The sequence below is a fragment of the Tsukamurella pulmonis genome, from assembly GCF_900103175.1.
In the GTDB taxonomy this organism is placed as follows: Bacteria; Actinomycetota; Actinomycetes; order Mycobacteriales; family Mycobacteriaceae; genus Tsukamurella; species Tsukamurella pulmonis.
The window spans coordinates 3,040,451-3,055,264 of sequence record NZ_FNLF01000002.1; the positions used below are offsets into that span (position 1 = coordinate 3,040,451).

15 protein-coding genes are annotated in these 14,814 nt (G+C 69.8%); 8 read left to right on the forward strand and 7 right to left on the reverse strand.

What is annotated here, in order from left to right; translation table 11 throughout:
• Nucleotides 1–25 precede the first annotated feature (25 nt).
• On the forward strand, nucleotides 26–1,855 hold the full coding sequence (locus tag BLQ62_RS14875; protein WP_068534238.1) for a DEDD exonuclease domain-containing protein: 1,830 nt from the start codon (nucleotides 26–28) through the stop codon (nucleotides 1,853–1,855).
• A gap of 33 nt (nucleotides 1,856–1,888) precedes the next feature.
• Nucleotides 1,889–2,164 (forward strand): Lrp/AsnC family transcriptional regulator, encoded by a 276-nt coding sequence (locus BLQ62_RS14880; RefSeq protein WP_068534156.1) that lies wholly within the window; start codon nucleotides 1,889–1,891, stop codon nucleotides 2,162–2,164.
• Between the two features lie 6 nt (nucleotides 2,165–2,170).
• Here BLQ62_RS14880 and BLQ62_RS14885 read toward each other — a convergent pair whose 3' ends face one another.
• The 4 genes from BLQ62_RS14885 to BLQ62_RS14900 all read right to left on the reverse strand — a co-directional run bounded on the left by BLQ62_RS14885 (nucleotide 2,171) and on the right by BLQ62_RS14900 (nucleotide 5,074).
• Nucleotides 2,171–3,022: an HpcH/HpaI aldolase/citrate lyase family protein gene (locus tag BLQ62_RS14885; protein WP_068534158.1), complete on the reverse strand. Its 852-nt coding sequence runs from the start codon at nucleotides 3,020–3,022 to the stop codon at nucleotides 2,171–2,173.
• A gap of 71 nt (nucleotides 3,023–3,093) precedes the next feature.
• Entirely contained in the window at nucleotides 3,094–3,561 is a 468-nt protein-coding gene (locus BLQ62_RS14890; protein WP_231857749.1) for an aminoacyl-tRNA deacylase, read from the reverse strand.
• Complete coding sequence (trpD, locus tag BLQ62_RS14895) at nucleotides 3,558–4,604, reverse strand: anthranilate phosphoribosyltransferase (RefSeq protein ID WP_068534160.1); 1,047 nt, start codon at nucleotides 4,602–4,604, stop codon at nucleotides 3,558–3,560. The genes BLQ62_RS14890 and trpD overlap by 4 nt, the downstream gene beginning before the upstream one ends.
• Before the next feature lie 23 nt (nucleotides 4,605–4,627).
• On the reverse strand, nucleotides 4,628–5,074 hold the full coding sequence (locus BLQ62_RS14900; protein WP_139061842.1) for a hypothetical protein: 447 nt from the start codon (nucleotides 5,072–5,074) through the stop codon (nucleotides 4,628–4,630).
• A gap of 149 nt (nucleotides 5,075–5,223) precedes the next feature.
• Here BLQ62_RS14900 and ctaE point away from each other — a divergent pair, with 149 nt between their 5' ends.
• From ctaE to BLQ62_RS14925, 5 genes are all read left to right on the forward strand, one after another.
• Nucleotides 5,224–5,838 (forward strand): aa3-type cytochrome oxidase subunit III, encoded by a 615-nt coding sequence (gene ctaE / locus BLQ62_RS14905; protein WP_082756929.1) that lies wholly within the window; start codon nucleotides 5,224–5,226, stop codon nucleotides 5,836–5,838.
• Nucleotides 5,839–5,876: 38 nt separating this feature from the next.
• A complete protein-coding gene (qcrC, locus tag BLQ62_RS14910) occupies nucleotides 5,877–6,797 on the forward strand; it encodes a cytochrome bc1 complex diheme cytochrome c subunit (RefSeq protein ID WP_068534164.1) in 921 nt (306 codons plus the stop codon).
• Nucleotides 6,794–7,975: a cytochrome bc1 complex Rieske iron-sulfur subunit gene (qcrA, locus tag BLQ62_RS14915; protein ID WP_068534244.1), complete on the forward strand. Its 1,182-nt coding sequence runs from the start codon at nucleotides 6,794–6,796 to the stop codon at nucleotides 7,973–7,975. The genes qcrC and qcrA overlap by 4 nt, the downstream gene beginning before the upstream one ends.
• Nucleotides 7,975–9,600 carry a cytochrome bc1 complex cytochrome b subunit gene (gene qcrB / locus BLQ62_RS14920; RefSeq protein WP_068534165.1) on the forward strand — a complete coding sequence of 542 codons (1,626 nt, stop codon included), beginning with the start codon at nucleotides 7,975–7,977 and terminating at the stop codon, nucleotides 9,598–9,600. The genes qcrA and qcrB overlap by 1 nt, the downstream gene beginning before the upstream one ends.
• Nucleotides 9,601–9,676: 76 nt before the next feature.
• Nucleotides 9,677–10,240 (forward strand): nitroreductase family protein, encoded by a 564-nt coding sequence (locus BLQ62_RS14925; protein ID WP_068568718.1) that lies wholly within the window; start codon nucleotides 9,677–9,679, stop codon nucleotides 10,238–10,240.
• 1 nt (nucleotide 10,241) lies between these two features.
• Here BLQ62_RS14925 and BLQ62_RS14930 read toward each other — a convergent pair whose 3' ends face one another.
• The 3 genes from BLQ62_RS14930 to ctaC all read right to left on the reverse strand — a co-directional run bounded on the left by BLQ62_RS14930 (nucleotide 10,242) and on the right by ctaC (nucleotide 12,617).
• The gene (locus BLQ62_RS14930) at nucleotides 10,242–10,964 is read right to left on the reverse strand and encodes a hypothetical protein (protein ID WP_068568720.1); all 723 of its coding nucleotides are present in this window, start codon (nucleotides 10,962–10,964) and stop codon (nucleotides 10,242–10,244) included.
• 111 nt (nucleotides 10,965–11,075) lie between these two features.
• The gene (locus BLQ62_RS14935) at nucleotides 11,076–11,507 is read right to left on the reverse strand and encodes a cytochrome c oxidase subunit 4 (RefSeq protein WP_068530172.1); all 432 of its coding nucleotides are present in this window, start codon (nucleotides 11,505–11,507) and stop codon (nucleotides 11,076–11,078) included.
• Nucleotides 11,508–11,510: 3 nt separating this feature from the next.
• Nucleotides 11,511–12,617, reverse strand: a complete 1,107-nt coding sequence (ctaC, locus tag BLQ62_RS14940; protein WP_068530164.1) for an aa3-type cytochrome oxidase subunit II — start codon at nucleotides 12,615–12,617, stop codon at nucleotides 11,511–11,513.
• 231 nt (nucleotides 12,618–12,848) lie between these two features.
• Here ctaC and asnB point away from each other — a divergent pair, with 231 nt between their 5' ends.
• Nucleotides 12,849–14,813, forward strand: a complete 1,965-nt coding sequence (gene asnB, locus BLQ62_RS14945) for an asparagine synthase (glutamine-hydrolyzing) (protein ID WP_068568722.1) — start codon at nucleotides 12,849–12,851, stop codon at nucleotides 14,811–14,813.
• Nucleotide 14,814: the final 1 nt, after the last annotated feature.

The window sequence follows — 14,814 nt, forward strand, 5'->3', positions numbered from 1 at the left end:
CGGTGGGGTGTTCTACGGTCGCGCCATGCAGCTGAGCCTGGACGACTGCGAGTCGGGCGTCGTCGACCCGCCCCTGCGGGAGGTGACCTTCGTCGTGGTCGATCTGGAGACCACCGGCGGATCACCCCGCGGCGGCGATGCGATCACCGAGATCGGCGCGGTCAAGGTGCGCGGCGGCGAGGTCCTGGGAGAGTTCGCCACACTGGTCGATCCGGGCTGCGGGATCTCCCCGCACATCACCCACCTCACCGGGATCACCACCGCGATGGTCACCGGCGCGCCCCGGATCGATTCCGTCCTCCCGTCCTTCCTCGAGTTCGCGCACGGCGCCGTCCTGGTTGCCCACAACGCCCGGTTCGACCTCGGCTTCCTCAAAGCCGCCGCGGCCGCCACCGGCACCCCCTGGCCGAAGCCCGCCTCCCTGTGCACCGTGCAGCTGGCCCGGCGCGTGCTGACGCGGGACGAGGCGCCGTCGGTCAAGCTCAGCGAACTCGCCCGCCTGTTCCGCACCGAGACCACGCCGAACCACCGCGCGCTCGACGACGCGCGGGCCACCGTCGAGGTGCTGCACGGGCTGATCGGACGGGTGGGCAACCTCGGCATCCACACGCTCGGGGAGCTGCGCGGGCACCTCCCGTCCGTCACGCCGCAACAGCGCGCCAAGCGCCACCTCGCCGACCCGCTACCGGAGCGCCCCGGCGTGTACCTGTTCCGCGGTCCGGGGAACGAGGTGCTCTACGTGGGCACGTCGGGCAATCTGCGGCGCCGGGTGCGCAGCTACTTCACCTCCGGGGAGACGCGCGGCCGGATCAAGGAGATGGTGGGCCTCGCGGAGCGGGTGGATCACGTGGAGTGCGCGCACGCGCTCGAGGCGGCGGCGCGGGAGCTGCGGCTGATCGCCGCGCACACTCCCCCGTACAACCGGCGGTCGAAGTACCCCAAACGCGGGTGGTGGATCTGCCTCACCGCGGAGGCCTTCCCCCGCCTCGCCGTGAAGCGCTCCGCGCCGGCGGGCGCCGCGTGCATCGGCCCCGTCCGTTCGCGCACGGACGCCGCCGACCTGGCTGAGCTGCTCGCCGAGGCCTGCGGCCTGCGCACCTGCACCACCCGGCTGCGGGCCGGGGCACTCCACGCGTGCGCACTGGGGCCCGACGGTGCGCGCCCCCTCGGCGGGTGCCAGGCCGCCGTCGCGACCCCCGAACCCGCGGCGCTCTACCGCCCGCGGGCGGACCTCGCGGCGGCCGCGCTCACCGGCCGCTCGTCCGATGTCTTCGACGCGCTGGAGGAACGCCTGGCGGTGCTCGCCGAGAAGGAGTTCTTCGAGTCGGCGGCGCGGCTGCGCGACCGCACCGCCCGGCTGGTGGAAGCGGTGGCGCGCGCCCACGCCCTCGCCGGCTTCGCGGACGTGCCGGAGCTGTCGATCGCGCACCCGGACGGCAGCGGCGGCTGGGAGCTGTCGATCGTCCGCCACGGCCGACTCGCGGCGGCCGGCGTCGCGCCGCGCGGGGTGCCACCGATGCCGGTGTTCGAGCGGCTGCGCGCCGGAGCGGAATCGGTGTACGAAGCGGGCGGCGATCCCCTGGCCGCGCCGGACGTGCCGGACGCCCTCTTCCCCGCGGACGTCCTGCACGGCGCCAGCCCCGAGGAGGCGTTGCTCCTGCGCCGCTGGGCGCTGCGGCCCGGGACCCGCATCGTCGATGTCCAGGGTGCCTGGGGCGAACCGCTCCACGGCGCGGGCCGGTGGATCGAGTGGGCGGCCCGGGCGTCGGAGGCGGGCCGTGACGCCCGTGCGGCGGCGGCGCATCCGCGCGGTGCCGCCAGGCAATACAGTGAGGAGGCCACGCATGCCGCGTGAGCGCCAGCGCCAGATCGACCGGAAGGCCCCGCAGTGATCACCGCGATCGTCCTCATCAACGCCGACGTGCACCGCATCCCCGAGACCGCGCAGGCCGTCGCGAACATCGATGGCGTGACCGAGGTGTACTCCTGCGCCGGCGACATCGACCTCGTCGCCAAGGTGCGGGTGCGCGAGCACGATCAGATCGCCGAGGTCGTCACGGAGAAGATCAACCGGATCGACGGCGTCGCGAGCACCTCCACCCACATCGCCTTCCGCGAGTACGCCTCGGCGGACGTCGACGCCGGTTTCGACATCGGGAACTGACCTCGGTCAGTAGCCGCTGTGGCTGACCTCCGCGGCCTCGACGTCGATGCCGAAGTCGACGGCCTGCTGCACGATCTTCTGCGCACGGGCGAGGCGCGGCAGGTCGGAGCCGTCGGTGATCTTGCCGCCCGACTTCTCGAAGGCGTCGATGAACCCGTGCGCCCACGCCACCTCGGACTCGCTCGGGCTCAGGCCCGCGTTGATCACGGCGGCGTGCTCCGGCGTGAGGCACAACTTGCCGGACATGCCCATCTCCTTCGCCAATGACGTCCCGGTGGGCAGGTGCGCGATGTTCAGCGTCGGTCCGTCGATCGGCGCGGGCAGGCGCGCGGCCCGCGAGGCGATGACCAGCTGCGAGCGCGCGTAGGCGAGGGCGATGGGGTCCTCGCCGACGGCGGTGTCGCGCTTGAAATCACCGGTGCCGAAGGCGATCCGGAAGGTGGACGGCGCGGAGGCGATCCGCTCGACGTTCTGCATCCCGCGAGCCGTCTCGACGAGCGCGAGGATGCGCGTACCGTCGGGCAACCGGTCGGCGGTGTCGTCGAGGTGGCTCGACCCCTCGGACTTCGCCAGCATCACGCCCTCGAGGCCCTCGCACTGCTTGAGCGCGGCGCAGTCGGCGCTCCAGTACTCGCTCGCCGCGTCGTTGATGCGTACCCACGCGCGGTGCCCGGTCGACAGCCATTCGACGGTGTCCGCCCGCGCCTGATCCTTGTCCTTCGCGGCGACGGCGTCCTCGAGGTCGATGATCACGGCGTCGGCCTCGCTGTCCTGCGCGACGGCGAACGACTCGGGATGGGAGGCCGGCACGAGCAGCCAGGAACGGGCGATCTGTGGGGAGACGGTGCGCTTACTCACACCACCAAGGTTAGGCGCGTGGAACGCCCGATTCCGCGGAATGGAATTTTGTGCGTTGTGTTCGCGCGTGCCTACTCGGAGATGTCGGCGACGATCGCGCCGTACGCGGCGATGAGCGCATCCGCGTCGACCAGCGCACTGTGGCCGTGCGCGCCCGCACCGAGCGCCACCTCGACTCCGCCGATCCGCTCGTCGACGTAGACCGGCCAGTCCCCGCGGGCGCCGATCGGCGTGATCGTGCCGCGCTCGTACCCGGTGGCTTCCAGGGCCTCGTCGGCGGGCGGCATCGCGAGCCGGTTCACGCCCACGACCGCACGCAGCTTCGGCCAGGCGATCGACCGGTCACCGGGAACCAGCGCGAACAGGTAGTCGCCCTCACCGCGCCGCACGACCAGCGACTTCACCAACTGGGACGGCGGCAGGTCCATCAGCGCGGCCGCCTCCTCCAGGCTCCGCGCCGCCGGGCGCTCGCGGACGGTCACCGTCAGGCCCCGCGCGGCGGCGTCGGCGCGCATCCGGTCCAGCCCCGACTCGCTCACGAGCCCGCGATCTCCTGCGACAGCGCGACCCAGCGGTCGAGCAGCGCGGCCGCGGCGCCCGAATCCACGGCCTCGGCAACCCTGGGCAGGTGCGCGGCGAGCGCGTCCTGCACGGTCTCCCCCGCCGTCAGGCCCTCGTAGGCGGCGACCGCGCCGGCCGAGTTGAGGAGCACGGCGTCGCGCACCGGGCCGGTCTCGCCGCCGAGGAAGGCCCGCGCGATGGCGGCGTTGGCCGTCGCGTCGCCGCCCCGCAGATCCTCGATCGCCACGCGCGGCAGGCCGAGCTCGCGGGGATCGACGGATTCGACGCCCACCCCTCCCTCCTGCACCCGCCAGACCGTCGAGGTCGAGGTCGTGGTCAGCTCGTCGAGGCCGTCGTCGCCGCGGACGACGATGACGTGGTCCTCGCCGCCGCGGTCGGCGAAGGCCTGCGCCACGACGGGCGCGAGGTCGGCGAACGCGCAACCGATGAGGCCGGCCGAGGGCCGACCGGGGTTGGTCAGCGGGCCGAGCACGTTGAACACGGTCGGGATGCCGATCTCCTTGCGCGTGGCTCCGGCGAACCGCAGGCCCGAGTGGAAGACGGAGGCGAGGCAGAAGCCGATGCCGAGCTCGGTGGTCGTGCGCGCGACCCCGTCGGCGTCGAGTCCGATCGCCACGCCGAGCGCCTCCAGGCAGTCCGCGCCGCCCGACTTCGACGACGCCGCCCGGTTGCCGTGCTTGAGCACGGGCACGCCCGCCGCGGCCACCACGATCGAACTCATCGTGGAGATGTTCACCGAGTGCGACCGGTCGCCGCCGGTACCGACGATGTCGACGGCGCGATCCGCGAAGGGAACGGCCGTGGTGAGCGAGAGCATCACGTCGGCCAGGGCGCGCACCTCGACGGGCGACGGCCCCTTCATCTTCATGGCCACGCCGAACGCGGAGATCTGCGACGGGGTCGCCCCGTCGCTCATGATCTCGGACATCGCCCACCGCGCCTGCTCCGCGCTCAGATCGCGCTGTGAGGTGAGCTCGGTGAGAACCGTCGGCCAATCCATGGCCGCCACTGTAATCGGGGCGGTCAAGCGGGTATCTGCAGCACCTGCCACAGGACGGCCCGCCCGCCGTGCCGTGCGGTGACCCCCGCCATCCGCGAGCGTTCCTGCGAGACGTGCAGCGCATCGACCCTCTGCACCCGCGCCACCGCCACCGTCTCCAGTCCGTCGCCCGCGGGCGCACCGTCGGGCATCCGCTCGTACCGGTCCTGCGCGACGAGCCGCAGCACCTCGTCGACCGCGGCGGGAGGCAGCTCGAGGACGTGCAGCAGCACGCTCTGCGCCTCCGGATCGAAGCCCTCGGCGGCGTCGAGGACCGCCGAGGAGGCGGCGGCGTCGTCGTCCGATTGCGCCACGGGAACCAAACCGGGGTGCCCGGGCGTTAACTCTTCGACGGTGCGCGTGGAGAGGTGGCTCAGCAGACGGCCCAGCCGGGTGCGCTGCTCGGGTCTGCCGTTGAGGTCGTAGGGCAAGGTCTGCCTTATCTTCCGATGTCGAGAAGGCCGTTGACGTGGTGTTTCGAGTATAGGGACGGAAGGCTCTCCGCCTGCCCGTGAGATTCGACGCGCCCAATCTGCGACCCGGGTAGGCATTCGATACTACGACCGGTCATACTTGCGAGGTGACTAGCGCCGCACCGACCTCAGCTACAGCCATCACCCAGCGCGTGCACTCACTCAACCGGCCCAACATGGTCAGCGTCGGGACCATCGTCTGGCTGTCGAGCGAGCTCATGTTCTTCGCCGGGCTCTTCGCCATGTACTTCGTGGCGCGAGCCGGTGCTGGGGAGAACGGATGGCCCCCCGTCGACACGAACGTCAGCCTGTGGGCGGCCCTCCCGCCGACCATCGTGCTGATCGCATCGTCGGTCACCTGCCAGCTGGGCGTCTTCGCCGCGGAGAAGGGCGACGTCTTCAAGTTCCGCATCTGGTACTTCATCTCGTTCCTCATGGGCGCCGCGTTCATCGCGGGTCAGCTCAACGAGTACAAGACCCTGATCGGTGAGGGCCTCACGCTCAGCTCGTCGGTGTACGGCTCGGTCTTCTACATGGCCACCGGCTTCCACGGCCTGCACGTGATGGGCGGCCTCGTGGCGTTCATCTTCATCCTGGCCCGCAGCCGCGCCTCCAAGTTCACGCCCGCCCAGGCGACCTCGGCGATCGTCGTCAGCTACTACTGGCACTTCGTCGACGTGGTGTGGATCGGCCTCTTCGCCGTCATTTACATCATTCGCTAAAGACGTTTATCTCAGTCGCCATCACAGAGGGATAGCAGATGAGTTCAGCCAACTTTGAGCCCGCCGGCGAGGGAGGCGAGCCCGACGGTGCCGGGCGCGCCCCCGTCGCCTCGGCACAGAAGGCCCGGAAGCAGCGCAAGCTCCGCCGCAAGTTCGCGAGCGCCGCACTGCTCGTCGGTGGTCTCCTCGCCGCCGGCGGTGTCGCCACGATCGCCAGCCCCACCCCGCAGGTCGCGATCGCCGATGACTTCGACGCCGCGCAGGTGGAGACCGGCAAGCGCCTGTACGAGACCTCGTGCATCAGCTGCCACGGCGCCAGCCTCGAGGGCGTGAAGGACCGCGGTCCGAGCCTCGTCGGCGTCGGCGATTCGGCCGTGTACTTCCAGGTGCACTCGGGCCGCATGCCCGCGACGATCAACTCGTCGCAGATCGTGCGCAAGCCCGCCAAGTTCGACGCCAAGCAGATCGACGCCATGGGTGCCTACATCCAGTCGATCGGCGGCGGACCGTCGATCGTGTGGGAGTACAACCCCGACGGCTCGATCAAGCGCGACGAGAACGGCAACCGCGTCATCGCGCAGGAGTCGCTGCGCGGCAAGAACCTCGGCGCCGGCGCCGAGCTCTTCCGCCTCAACTGCGCCTCGTGCCACAACTTCACCGGTCGGGGCGGCGCCCTGTCCGGTGGCAAGTTCGCGCCGCCGCTGGATCCCGCCAACGAGCAGGAGATCTACGCCGCGATGCTGACCGGCCCGCAGAACATGCCCAAGTTCTCGGACCGTGCACTGTCGCCTGAAGAGAAGAAGAACATCATCGGCTTCATCAAGAACGTCGGCGAGACCCAGTCCCCCGGCGGCCACGGCCTCGGCGGTTTCGGTACCGCGTCCGAGGGCATGGTGATGTGGGTGACCGGGATGATCGCCGTCGTCGGCGCCGCGATGTGGGTTGGGAGCAGGAATTGACCGCCAAGCCGTTGAACAACGTCCCGTCGGACGACGAACTGGACAACCTGTCCCACGATGAGCTGGTGAAGCTCGGTACCAACCTCGACGGTGTCGAGCTGGTCTACCGCGAGCCGCGGTGGCCCGTCCCCGGCACCCGCGCCGAGAAGCGCGCCGAGCGCACCGTCGCCATGTGGTTCGCGCTGGCCGGCGTCTTCGGCGCCGCGCTCCTGGGCGTGTTCCTGTTCTGGCCGTGGAAGTACCAGGGCATCGACGACGACCACTACTGGTGGTACACGCTCTACACCCCGATGCTCGGCATCACCTTCGGCCTGTCGCTGCTCTGCGTCTTCGCGGGCACCGTGCAGTTCACGAAGAAGTTCATCCCCGAGGAGATCGCGGTCCAGCAGCGCCACGACGCGGGCGGCTCGTCCAAGGTGGATCGCACCACCACGGCCGCGCTGTTCAAGGACGCGCTGGAGACCTCGACCCTGCCCCGCCGCAAGATGATCATGGCCTCGGCCGGGTTCGGCGTCGGCGTGCTCGGCCTCGGCGCCGCTGCCGGCTTCCTCGGCGGCCTGATCAAGAACCCGTGGGCCAAGCGCGAGGCCTCGCCGCTGTGGCACACCGGCTGGTCGCCGTACTGGAACTCGCTGGAGAACGACTTCTCCAACGACCTCAACCACGAGCCCGTCTTCCTGCGCAACGACGTGGGCGACCCGTACAAGGTCAAGCTGGTGCGCGCCGAGGACCTCGACGCCGGCGGCATGATGACGGTCTTCCCGTGGCGCGTCTCGGACGGCTTCGGCGAGACCGAGGAGTCGCGCCTGAAGCTGCTCCACGGCCTCAAGGGCATCCGTAACCCCGTCATGCTGATCCGCCTGCGTCCCGAGGACGCCGTCCGCGCCGTCAAGCGGAAGGGCCAGGAGAGCTTCAACTACGGCGACTACTGGGCCTACACCAAGGTCTGCAGCCACTTCGGCTGCCCCACGTCGCTGTACGAGCAGCAGACCAACCGCATCCTCTGCCCCTGCCACCAGTCGCAGTTCAACGCGCTCGAGTACGGCAAGCCGGTCTTCGGCCCCGCCGCCCGTGCGCTCGCGCAGCTGCCGATCTCGGTCAACGAGCAGGGCTACATGGTCGCCAACGGCGACTTCATCGAACAGGTCGGACCGGCCTTCTGGGAGGCGACGCACTGATGACCACACTCGGCGATCGCGTCGGGCACCAGGCCAACGAGATGGATCAGCGTTACCATCTCGCCCCCGGTATCCGCCGCCAGATCAACAAGGTCTTCCCCACGCACTGGTCCTTCATGCTGGGTGAGATCGCGCTCTACAGCTTCGTCATCCTGCTGCTGTCGGGTGTGTACCTCACGCTGTTCTTCGACCCGTCGCTGGCGGAGGTCCACTACGAGGGCGCCTACGAGCCCCTCCACGGTGTCGCCATGTCGCGCGCCTACGCCACCACCCTGGACATCTCGTTCGAGGTGCGCGGCGGCCTGTTCGTGCGCCAGATCCACCACTGGGCCGCGCTGATGTTCGCCGCGTCGATCATCATCCACATGGCCCGCATCTTCTTCACCGGCGCGTTCCGCCGCCCGCGTGAGGCGAACTGGGTCATCGGTTGCGCACTGCTGCTGCTGGCGATGTTCGAGGGCTTCTTCGGCTACTCGATCCCGGACGACCTGCTCTCGGGCACCGGTGTCCGCGCCGCCATGTCGGGCATCGTCGTCGGCCTCCCCGTCGTGGGTACCTGGGTCCACTGGGCGCTGTTCGGCGGCGACTTCCCCGGCGAGCTCCTGATCCCGCGCCTGTACGTGCTGCACATCCTGCTGTTCCCGGGCATCATCCTGGCGCTCATCGCGGGCCACCTCGCGCTCGTCTGGTACCAGAAGCACACCCAGTTCGCGGGCCCCGGCCGCACCGAGGAGAACGTGGTGGGTGTCCGCATCCTCCCCGTCTTCGCGGTCAAGACCGGCGCGTACTTCGCTGCCACCTTCGGCATCATCGCCCTGATGGCGGGCATCTTCACGATCAACCCGGTGTGGACGATCGGCCCCTACGATCCGGCGAAGGTCTCCGCGGGCGTCCAGCCCGACGTCTACATGATGTGGACGGACGGCCTGGCCCGTCTGTGGCCGGCGTGGGAGCTCTACATCTGGGGCCACACCGTTCCGGGCGCCGCGTTCGTGGCGATCATCATCGGCGTGATCGTCGGCCTGATGTTCAGCTACCCGTGGATCGAGAAGAAGCTCACCGGCGACGATGCGCACCACAACATCCTGCAGCGTCCCCGCGACGTGCCGGTGCGGACCGCGATCGGCGCCATGGCGCTGGCGTTCTACATCGTGCTCACGCTCTCCTGTGTGAACGACGTCATCGCGCTGAAGTTCCACATCTCGCTGAACGCGATGACCTGGATCGGCCGTATCGGCCTGGTCGTGCTGCCGCCGGTCGCCTACTGGCTGACCTACCGGTTCTGCATCGGCCTGCAGCGCGCCGACCGCGCGGTGCTCGAGCACGGCATCGAGACGGGCGTCATCGTCCGCCGCCCGAACGGTGAGTTCATCGAGCTCCACCAGCCGCTCGGACCGGTCGACGAGCACGGCCACGCCGTGCCGCTCCCCTACGAGGGCGCGGTCGTCCCGACCAAGGCCAACCAGCTCGGTGCCGCCGGCCAGCCCGGCACCGGCTCGTTCCTGCGGGCCGACCCGGCCGACGAGCAGCGCGAGAACGCCGAGCGGGATCACGCCAACGAGGTCAAGGCGCTCGAGGCGCTCAAGAAGGTCCAGGACAACGGCGGCAAGCTCGACGTCGACTAGATCCTTCATCACGCCACTGCGGCCCCTCCCCTACCCCGGGGAGGGGCCGCAGTCGTCTGCGCCCGACAATGGACGCATGAGCGCGTGTGCGATCCCCGTCGTCCCCGAGGTGCATCCCGCCGTCCTGCGGAGGCACAGCCCGATGCTCTTCGACTCCGGCGCGACGATCAGCGACGCGGCCGTCGACACCATCCTGGACGCCGGACGGCTGGCACCTTCCGCGGGCAACTCGCAGCCCTGGGCGTTCGTCGTCGGACGCCGCGGTGATGCGGTGCACACCCGGATCGTCCGGCATCTGGCGGGCAGCTCCGCCCGATGGGCGCCGGGCGCCTCGATGATCGTCGTGAACCTCGCCCGTGTCCTCCTGGATGACTCGGACGCGATCTACTCGGACTTCGCGCACTACGACCTGGGGCAGGCAGTCGCGCACATGACCCTGCAGGCACTGTCGATCGGCGTCGACGCGCACCAGTTCCGCGCCTTCGACCAGGATGCGGTGGCCGCGGAGTTCGACGTCCCGCGGGAGTGGGAGGTCACGACAATGACCGCGTTCGGGGTGGCCGCCCACTCTCCCGGTGCCGTCGTGGGGGTCTCCCGGGAGCGTCGCGAACGCGACGAGGTGACCTGGGCGCGAGCCTGAGTCAGGCCAGCCGCAGCCGCATCAGGTAGCTGCTCTGCCCCACCGGAGCACCCGGCTCGCCGAGGCAGACCTCGTGCCACGCCCCGGGGACCGCGTCCAGGCCGCGCTCGCGCAGTTGCACGTCGAAGGCCTTGGCGGTGGGGGTCAGCGCGGCGGACCAGCGCCCGTCGACGCGGGTCTGCAGGTACGACGATGCGGGCAGGTCCAGGCAGTGCACGCGCGCCAGGCTCAGCCCCTTGCTGACCTCGAGCTGCTCGAGGACGTCGCCGACCTCCGCGTCGTCGATCCAGGCCGGCCGGCGCAGCAGGAGCGTCCACCGGGCACCGTCGGTGTCGTGCGCGGTGACGTCGCCGCGCAGGCGCTCGAGCGGCGGCATGCTGAAATCGCTGCGGTCCGCGTCGTCGGCGCCCGGCGTGCCGCGGCGGGCGAGGGCCTTGTTGCGCACCTTGACGCCGTAGGCGGCCGCGTAGAGGGCCTCTGCGGCCGCGCGGAAGTCCTCGGAGGTGCGGGGGCTGCCGTGCGTGTCGACGGCGAGATAGGCGCGCTCAGGCGCTGAGACGATCCCGATGTGCCCGACGGTGCCGTAATCACCGTCGCCGTACCCGTCCGGCTCGGCGGCCGTGAAGTCGAACTTGGCCCTCGGCGCGGCGACGGGGCCGCCCCGCCCTCGCACCTCGTCGGCGGTGAGCTTGCGTACGGACAGCCCCGCTCTGGCCTGCGTCATAGGTGCATGCAACCAGGTGGAGACGTCCGCGGGACGACGGAGCGGTGAACACCGACGAAAAAGCGACGCCCGCCCCGGTGAAATCCGGGACGGGCGTCGCTACGGGTGTCTCTAGTGCTTCTCGGGTCCCTTGTGGTACTCGAAGACGAGGCCCCACGCGGCGCCCACGACCAGCAGGCCGCCGAAGAACCACAGCCAGTACAGCTGCAGGGCGACGGAGATGCCGACGATGGCGACCGAGGCCGAGAGCAGGATCGGCCACCAGGAGTGCGGGCTGAAGAAGCCCAGCTCGCCGGCACCGTCGGACACCTCGGCGTCCTCGTAGTCCTCGGGGCGGGTGTCGACGCGGTTGGACACGAACCGGAAGTACGTGCCGATGATCAGCGTCAGGCCACCGGTGAGGAACATGCCGGTCACGCCGACCCACTCGACGGCGCCGTAGCCGTAGCCCGGGCCCCAGATCGCGGTGACGACGGTGTAGAGGATGCCGGCGAGGAAGAAGAACGCGGTGAGGAACTCGAAGAGTTTCGCTTCGACCTTCATGGCTCAGTTCGCTCCTTCTGCGCTGACGGGCGCGGTGCTGTTGCCCGACGCGGTACGACCGGTGCGGCGGGTGTCGAACGGGAAGGTGCTCGTGGAGAGGCCCACCTCGCCGATCGACTCGAGCGCGGCGACGTTGTCCATGCCGGACTGCCGGGCCTCGATGTACTTCTTGAAGTTCTCCGGCGTCACGGCGCGGATCTCGAAGTTCATCATCGAGTGGTAGTCGCCGCACATCTCGGCGCAGCGGCCGACGAACGCGCCGGGGCGATCGATGCTGGAGACCTGGAACTTGTTCTGCGTGTGGTTCTGCACCGGGTTGGGCATCACGTCGCGCTTGAACGCGAACTGCGGCACGTAGAACGAGTGCACCACGTCGGCGGACGCGAGATCGAACTGCACGCGGGTGTCCGTCGGGAGCACCAGAACGGGGATCTCGGCCGACGAGCCCTGCACCTCGACGGTGCTGAACTTCAGGTAGTCGCGGATCTCCTGGAAGCGGCCGTGGTTCGGGCCGCGCTCGGGCTGCGCCTCGACGTGCCCGTGCTCCTTCATCTTCTCGGCTTCTTCGTTGAGCTTCGCGATGTCGGGCTGCTTGCCGTACGGGTTCTCCCGCTCGAGCTTGATCTTGTTGCCGTCGAGGGTGACCTCGCGGTACGCGAAGCGCCAGTTCCACTGGAAGGCGGTCACGTCGACCGTCACGCCGGGGTTGTCCTCGATCTTCTCGACCTTGGTCTGCACGACCACGGTGAAGTAGAAGAGCACGGCGATGATGAGGAACGGAACCGCCGTGTAGAGCAGCTCCAGCGGCACGTTGTACGCGGTCTGCCGCGGGAAGTCGGGCGAATCCGCCTTCTTCCGGTGCTTGGTGATGGTCCAGAACGTGAGGGCCCAGACGAGCACACCCATGATCAGGGCGGCAACGACGGACCAGCTCCACAGCTCAGTCATGTCACGGGCCTCGGGGGTCACACCCTCGGGCCAACCGAAACGCATCACCTCGTCGACGTCGCAGCCCGCGAGAGCGAACATGCCGACGACGAGCCCGGCGGCCAGAACCAGGCGCTTACGCCAGGACGTGGCCCCACCGTGGGCGTTACTTCCGGGTGCCAATGTCGCGCCTTCCTGCTGAAACACGGTCAGTGCTACGGGGCCCGATCCGGACCGATCTCCCAGTCCGGGAACTCACGGCCGGGGCTGCACGTTCCCCTTGTACTACGCAGCGTAGACCAACGGGGCGGCGTACACGCTGCGGGGTCGGCAAATGGCGCGTCGTTTCGCATGCCCGGGGCGCGGGCCTGCGGCGTTCCGGTCGTCGGAGGCGTTCCGGCATACTGGTCAACCGTGTGTGGCCTCCTGGGATTCCTGTCCGCCGATCGACACGCGGGCGACGTCGTCGACGCGGTGACCGCTGCCGGCCGGTGCATGCGGCACCGCGGCCCGGACGAGTTCGGCGGCTCGTGGCACGACGACGACCTGGCGCTCAGCTTCAACCGCCTCGCCTTCATCGACATCGAGCACGCCCATCAGCCGCTGCGCTGGGGCCCGCCGGAGAACCCGGATCGGTACGCCCTGACCTTCAACGGTGAGATCTACAACTACCTCGAGTTGCGGCAGCGGCTGGCCGACGAGTTCGGCGCCGAGTTCCGCACCGAGGGCGACGGCGAGCCGATCGTCGCGGGCTTCCACCACTGGGGCGTCGAGGGTGTGCTGGCCGAGCTGCGGGGCATGTTCGCCTTCGCGATCTGGGACACCGAGAAGCGGGAGCTGACGCTCGCGCGCGATCAGTTCGGCATCAAGCCGCTGTACGTGGCGACGGGGTCCCGGGGCACCGTCTTCTCCTCGGAGAAGAAGTCCGTGCTCGCCCTGGCCGACGAGGCGGGCCTGAAGCCCGGCCTCGACGCCCGCGCCGTGCAGCACTACACCGTCCTGCAGTACGTGCCCGAGCCCGAGTCGCTGCATCTGGGTATCCGGCGCCTCGAGTCGGGCTGCTACGCGACCCTCTCCCCCGGCGGCGAGGTCGTCGGGAAGCGTTACTTCGAGCCGCGCTTCCCCGTGAAGCCCGTGACCGGCGGGCTGGAGTCCGCCGAGGCGAAGGCGATCTACCGCGACATCGCCGACGCGCTGCGCGACTCGGTGAAGATGCACATGCGCGCCGACGTGACCGTCGGCTCGTTCCTCTCGGGCGGCATCGACTCCACGGCCGTCGCGGCGCTGGCGATCCAGCACAACCCCGACCTGATCACCATCACCACCGGCTTCCAGCGCGAGGGATACAGCGAGGTCGATGTCGCGGCGGAGTCCGCCGAGGCGATCGGCGCGCGGCACGTGATCAAGACGGTCTCCCCGGAGGAGTTCCGCGACGCGATCCCCGCCATCGTCTGGTACCTCGACGACCCGGTCGCCGATCCGTCGCTGGTCCCCCTCTACTACTTGGCGAAGGAGGCCCGTAAGCACGTCAAGGTCGTGCTGTCGGGCGAGGGCGCCGATGAGCTGTTCGGCGGCTACACCATCTACAAGGAGCCGCTCTCGCTCGCGCCGTTCGACCGCCTGCCCGCGTGGGCTCGGCGGACCGCTGGAAAGATCGGCGACCGCCTGCCCGAGGGCAAGCGCGGTAAGTCGCTGCTGCAGCGCGGCTCGCTGCCGCTCGAGGAGCGCTACTACGGCAACGCGCGCTCCTTCAACGACGCGCAGCTGCGCTCGGTGCTGCCCGGCTTCCGGGAGGACTGGACGCACACCGATGTGACGGCGCCGATCTACGCGAAGACGCGGGGCTGGGGTCCGGTCGAGCGGATGCAGCACCTGGACCAGTTCACCTGGCTGCGCGGCGACATCCTGGTCAAGGCCGACAAGATGACGATGGCGAACTCGCTCGAGCTGCGCGTGCCGTTCCTCGACAAGGAGGTCTTCCGCGTCGCGGAGACCCTGCCCGCGGACCTCAAGCTGGCCGGCGGCACGTCGAAGTACGCGCTGCGCCGCGCGCTGGAGGAGATCATCCCGCCGCACGTGCTGCACCGGAAGAAGCTGGGCTTCCCCGTGCCGCTGCGGCACTGGCTCGCGGGCCCGGAGCTCTACGACTGGGCGCGCGCCACCATCGAGGAGTCGCAGACCGACGAGTGGATCGACCGCCGCGCCGTGCTCGCCATGCTCGACGAGCACAAGGCCAAGGCCCCCGAGGGCTGGCCGGGCGGCACCGACCATTCCCGACGGATCTGGACCGTCCTGGTGTTCATGGTCTGGCACGGCATCTTCGTCGAGGACCGCATCCACCCCGCCATCGAGGAGCCCGTCTACCCGGTCCGCCTGTAGG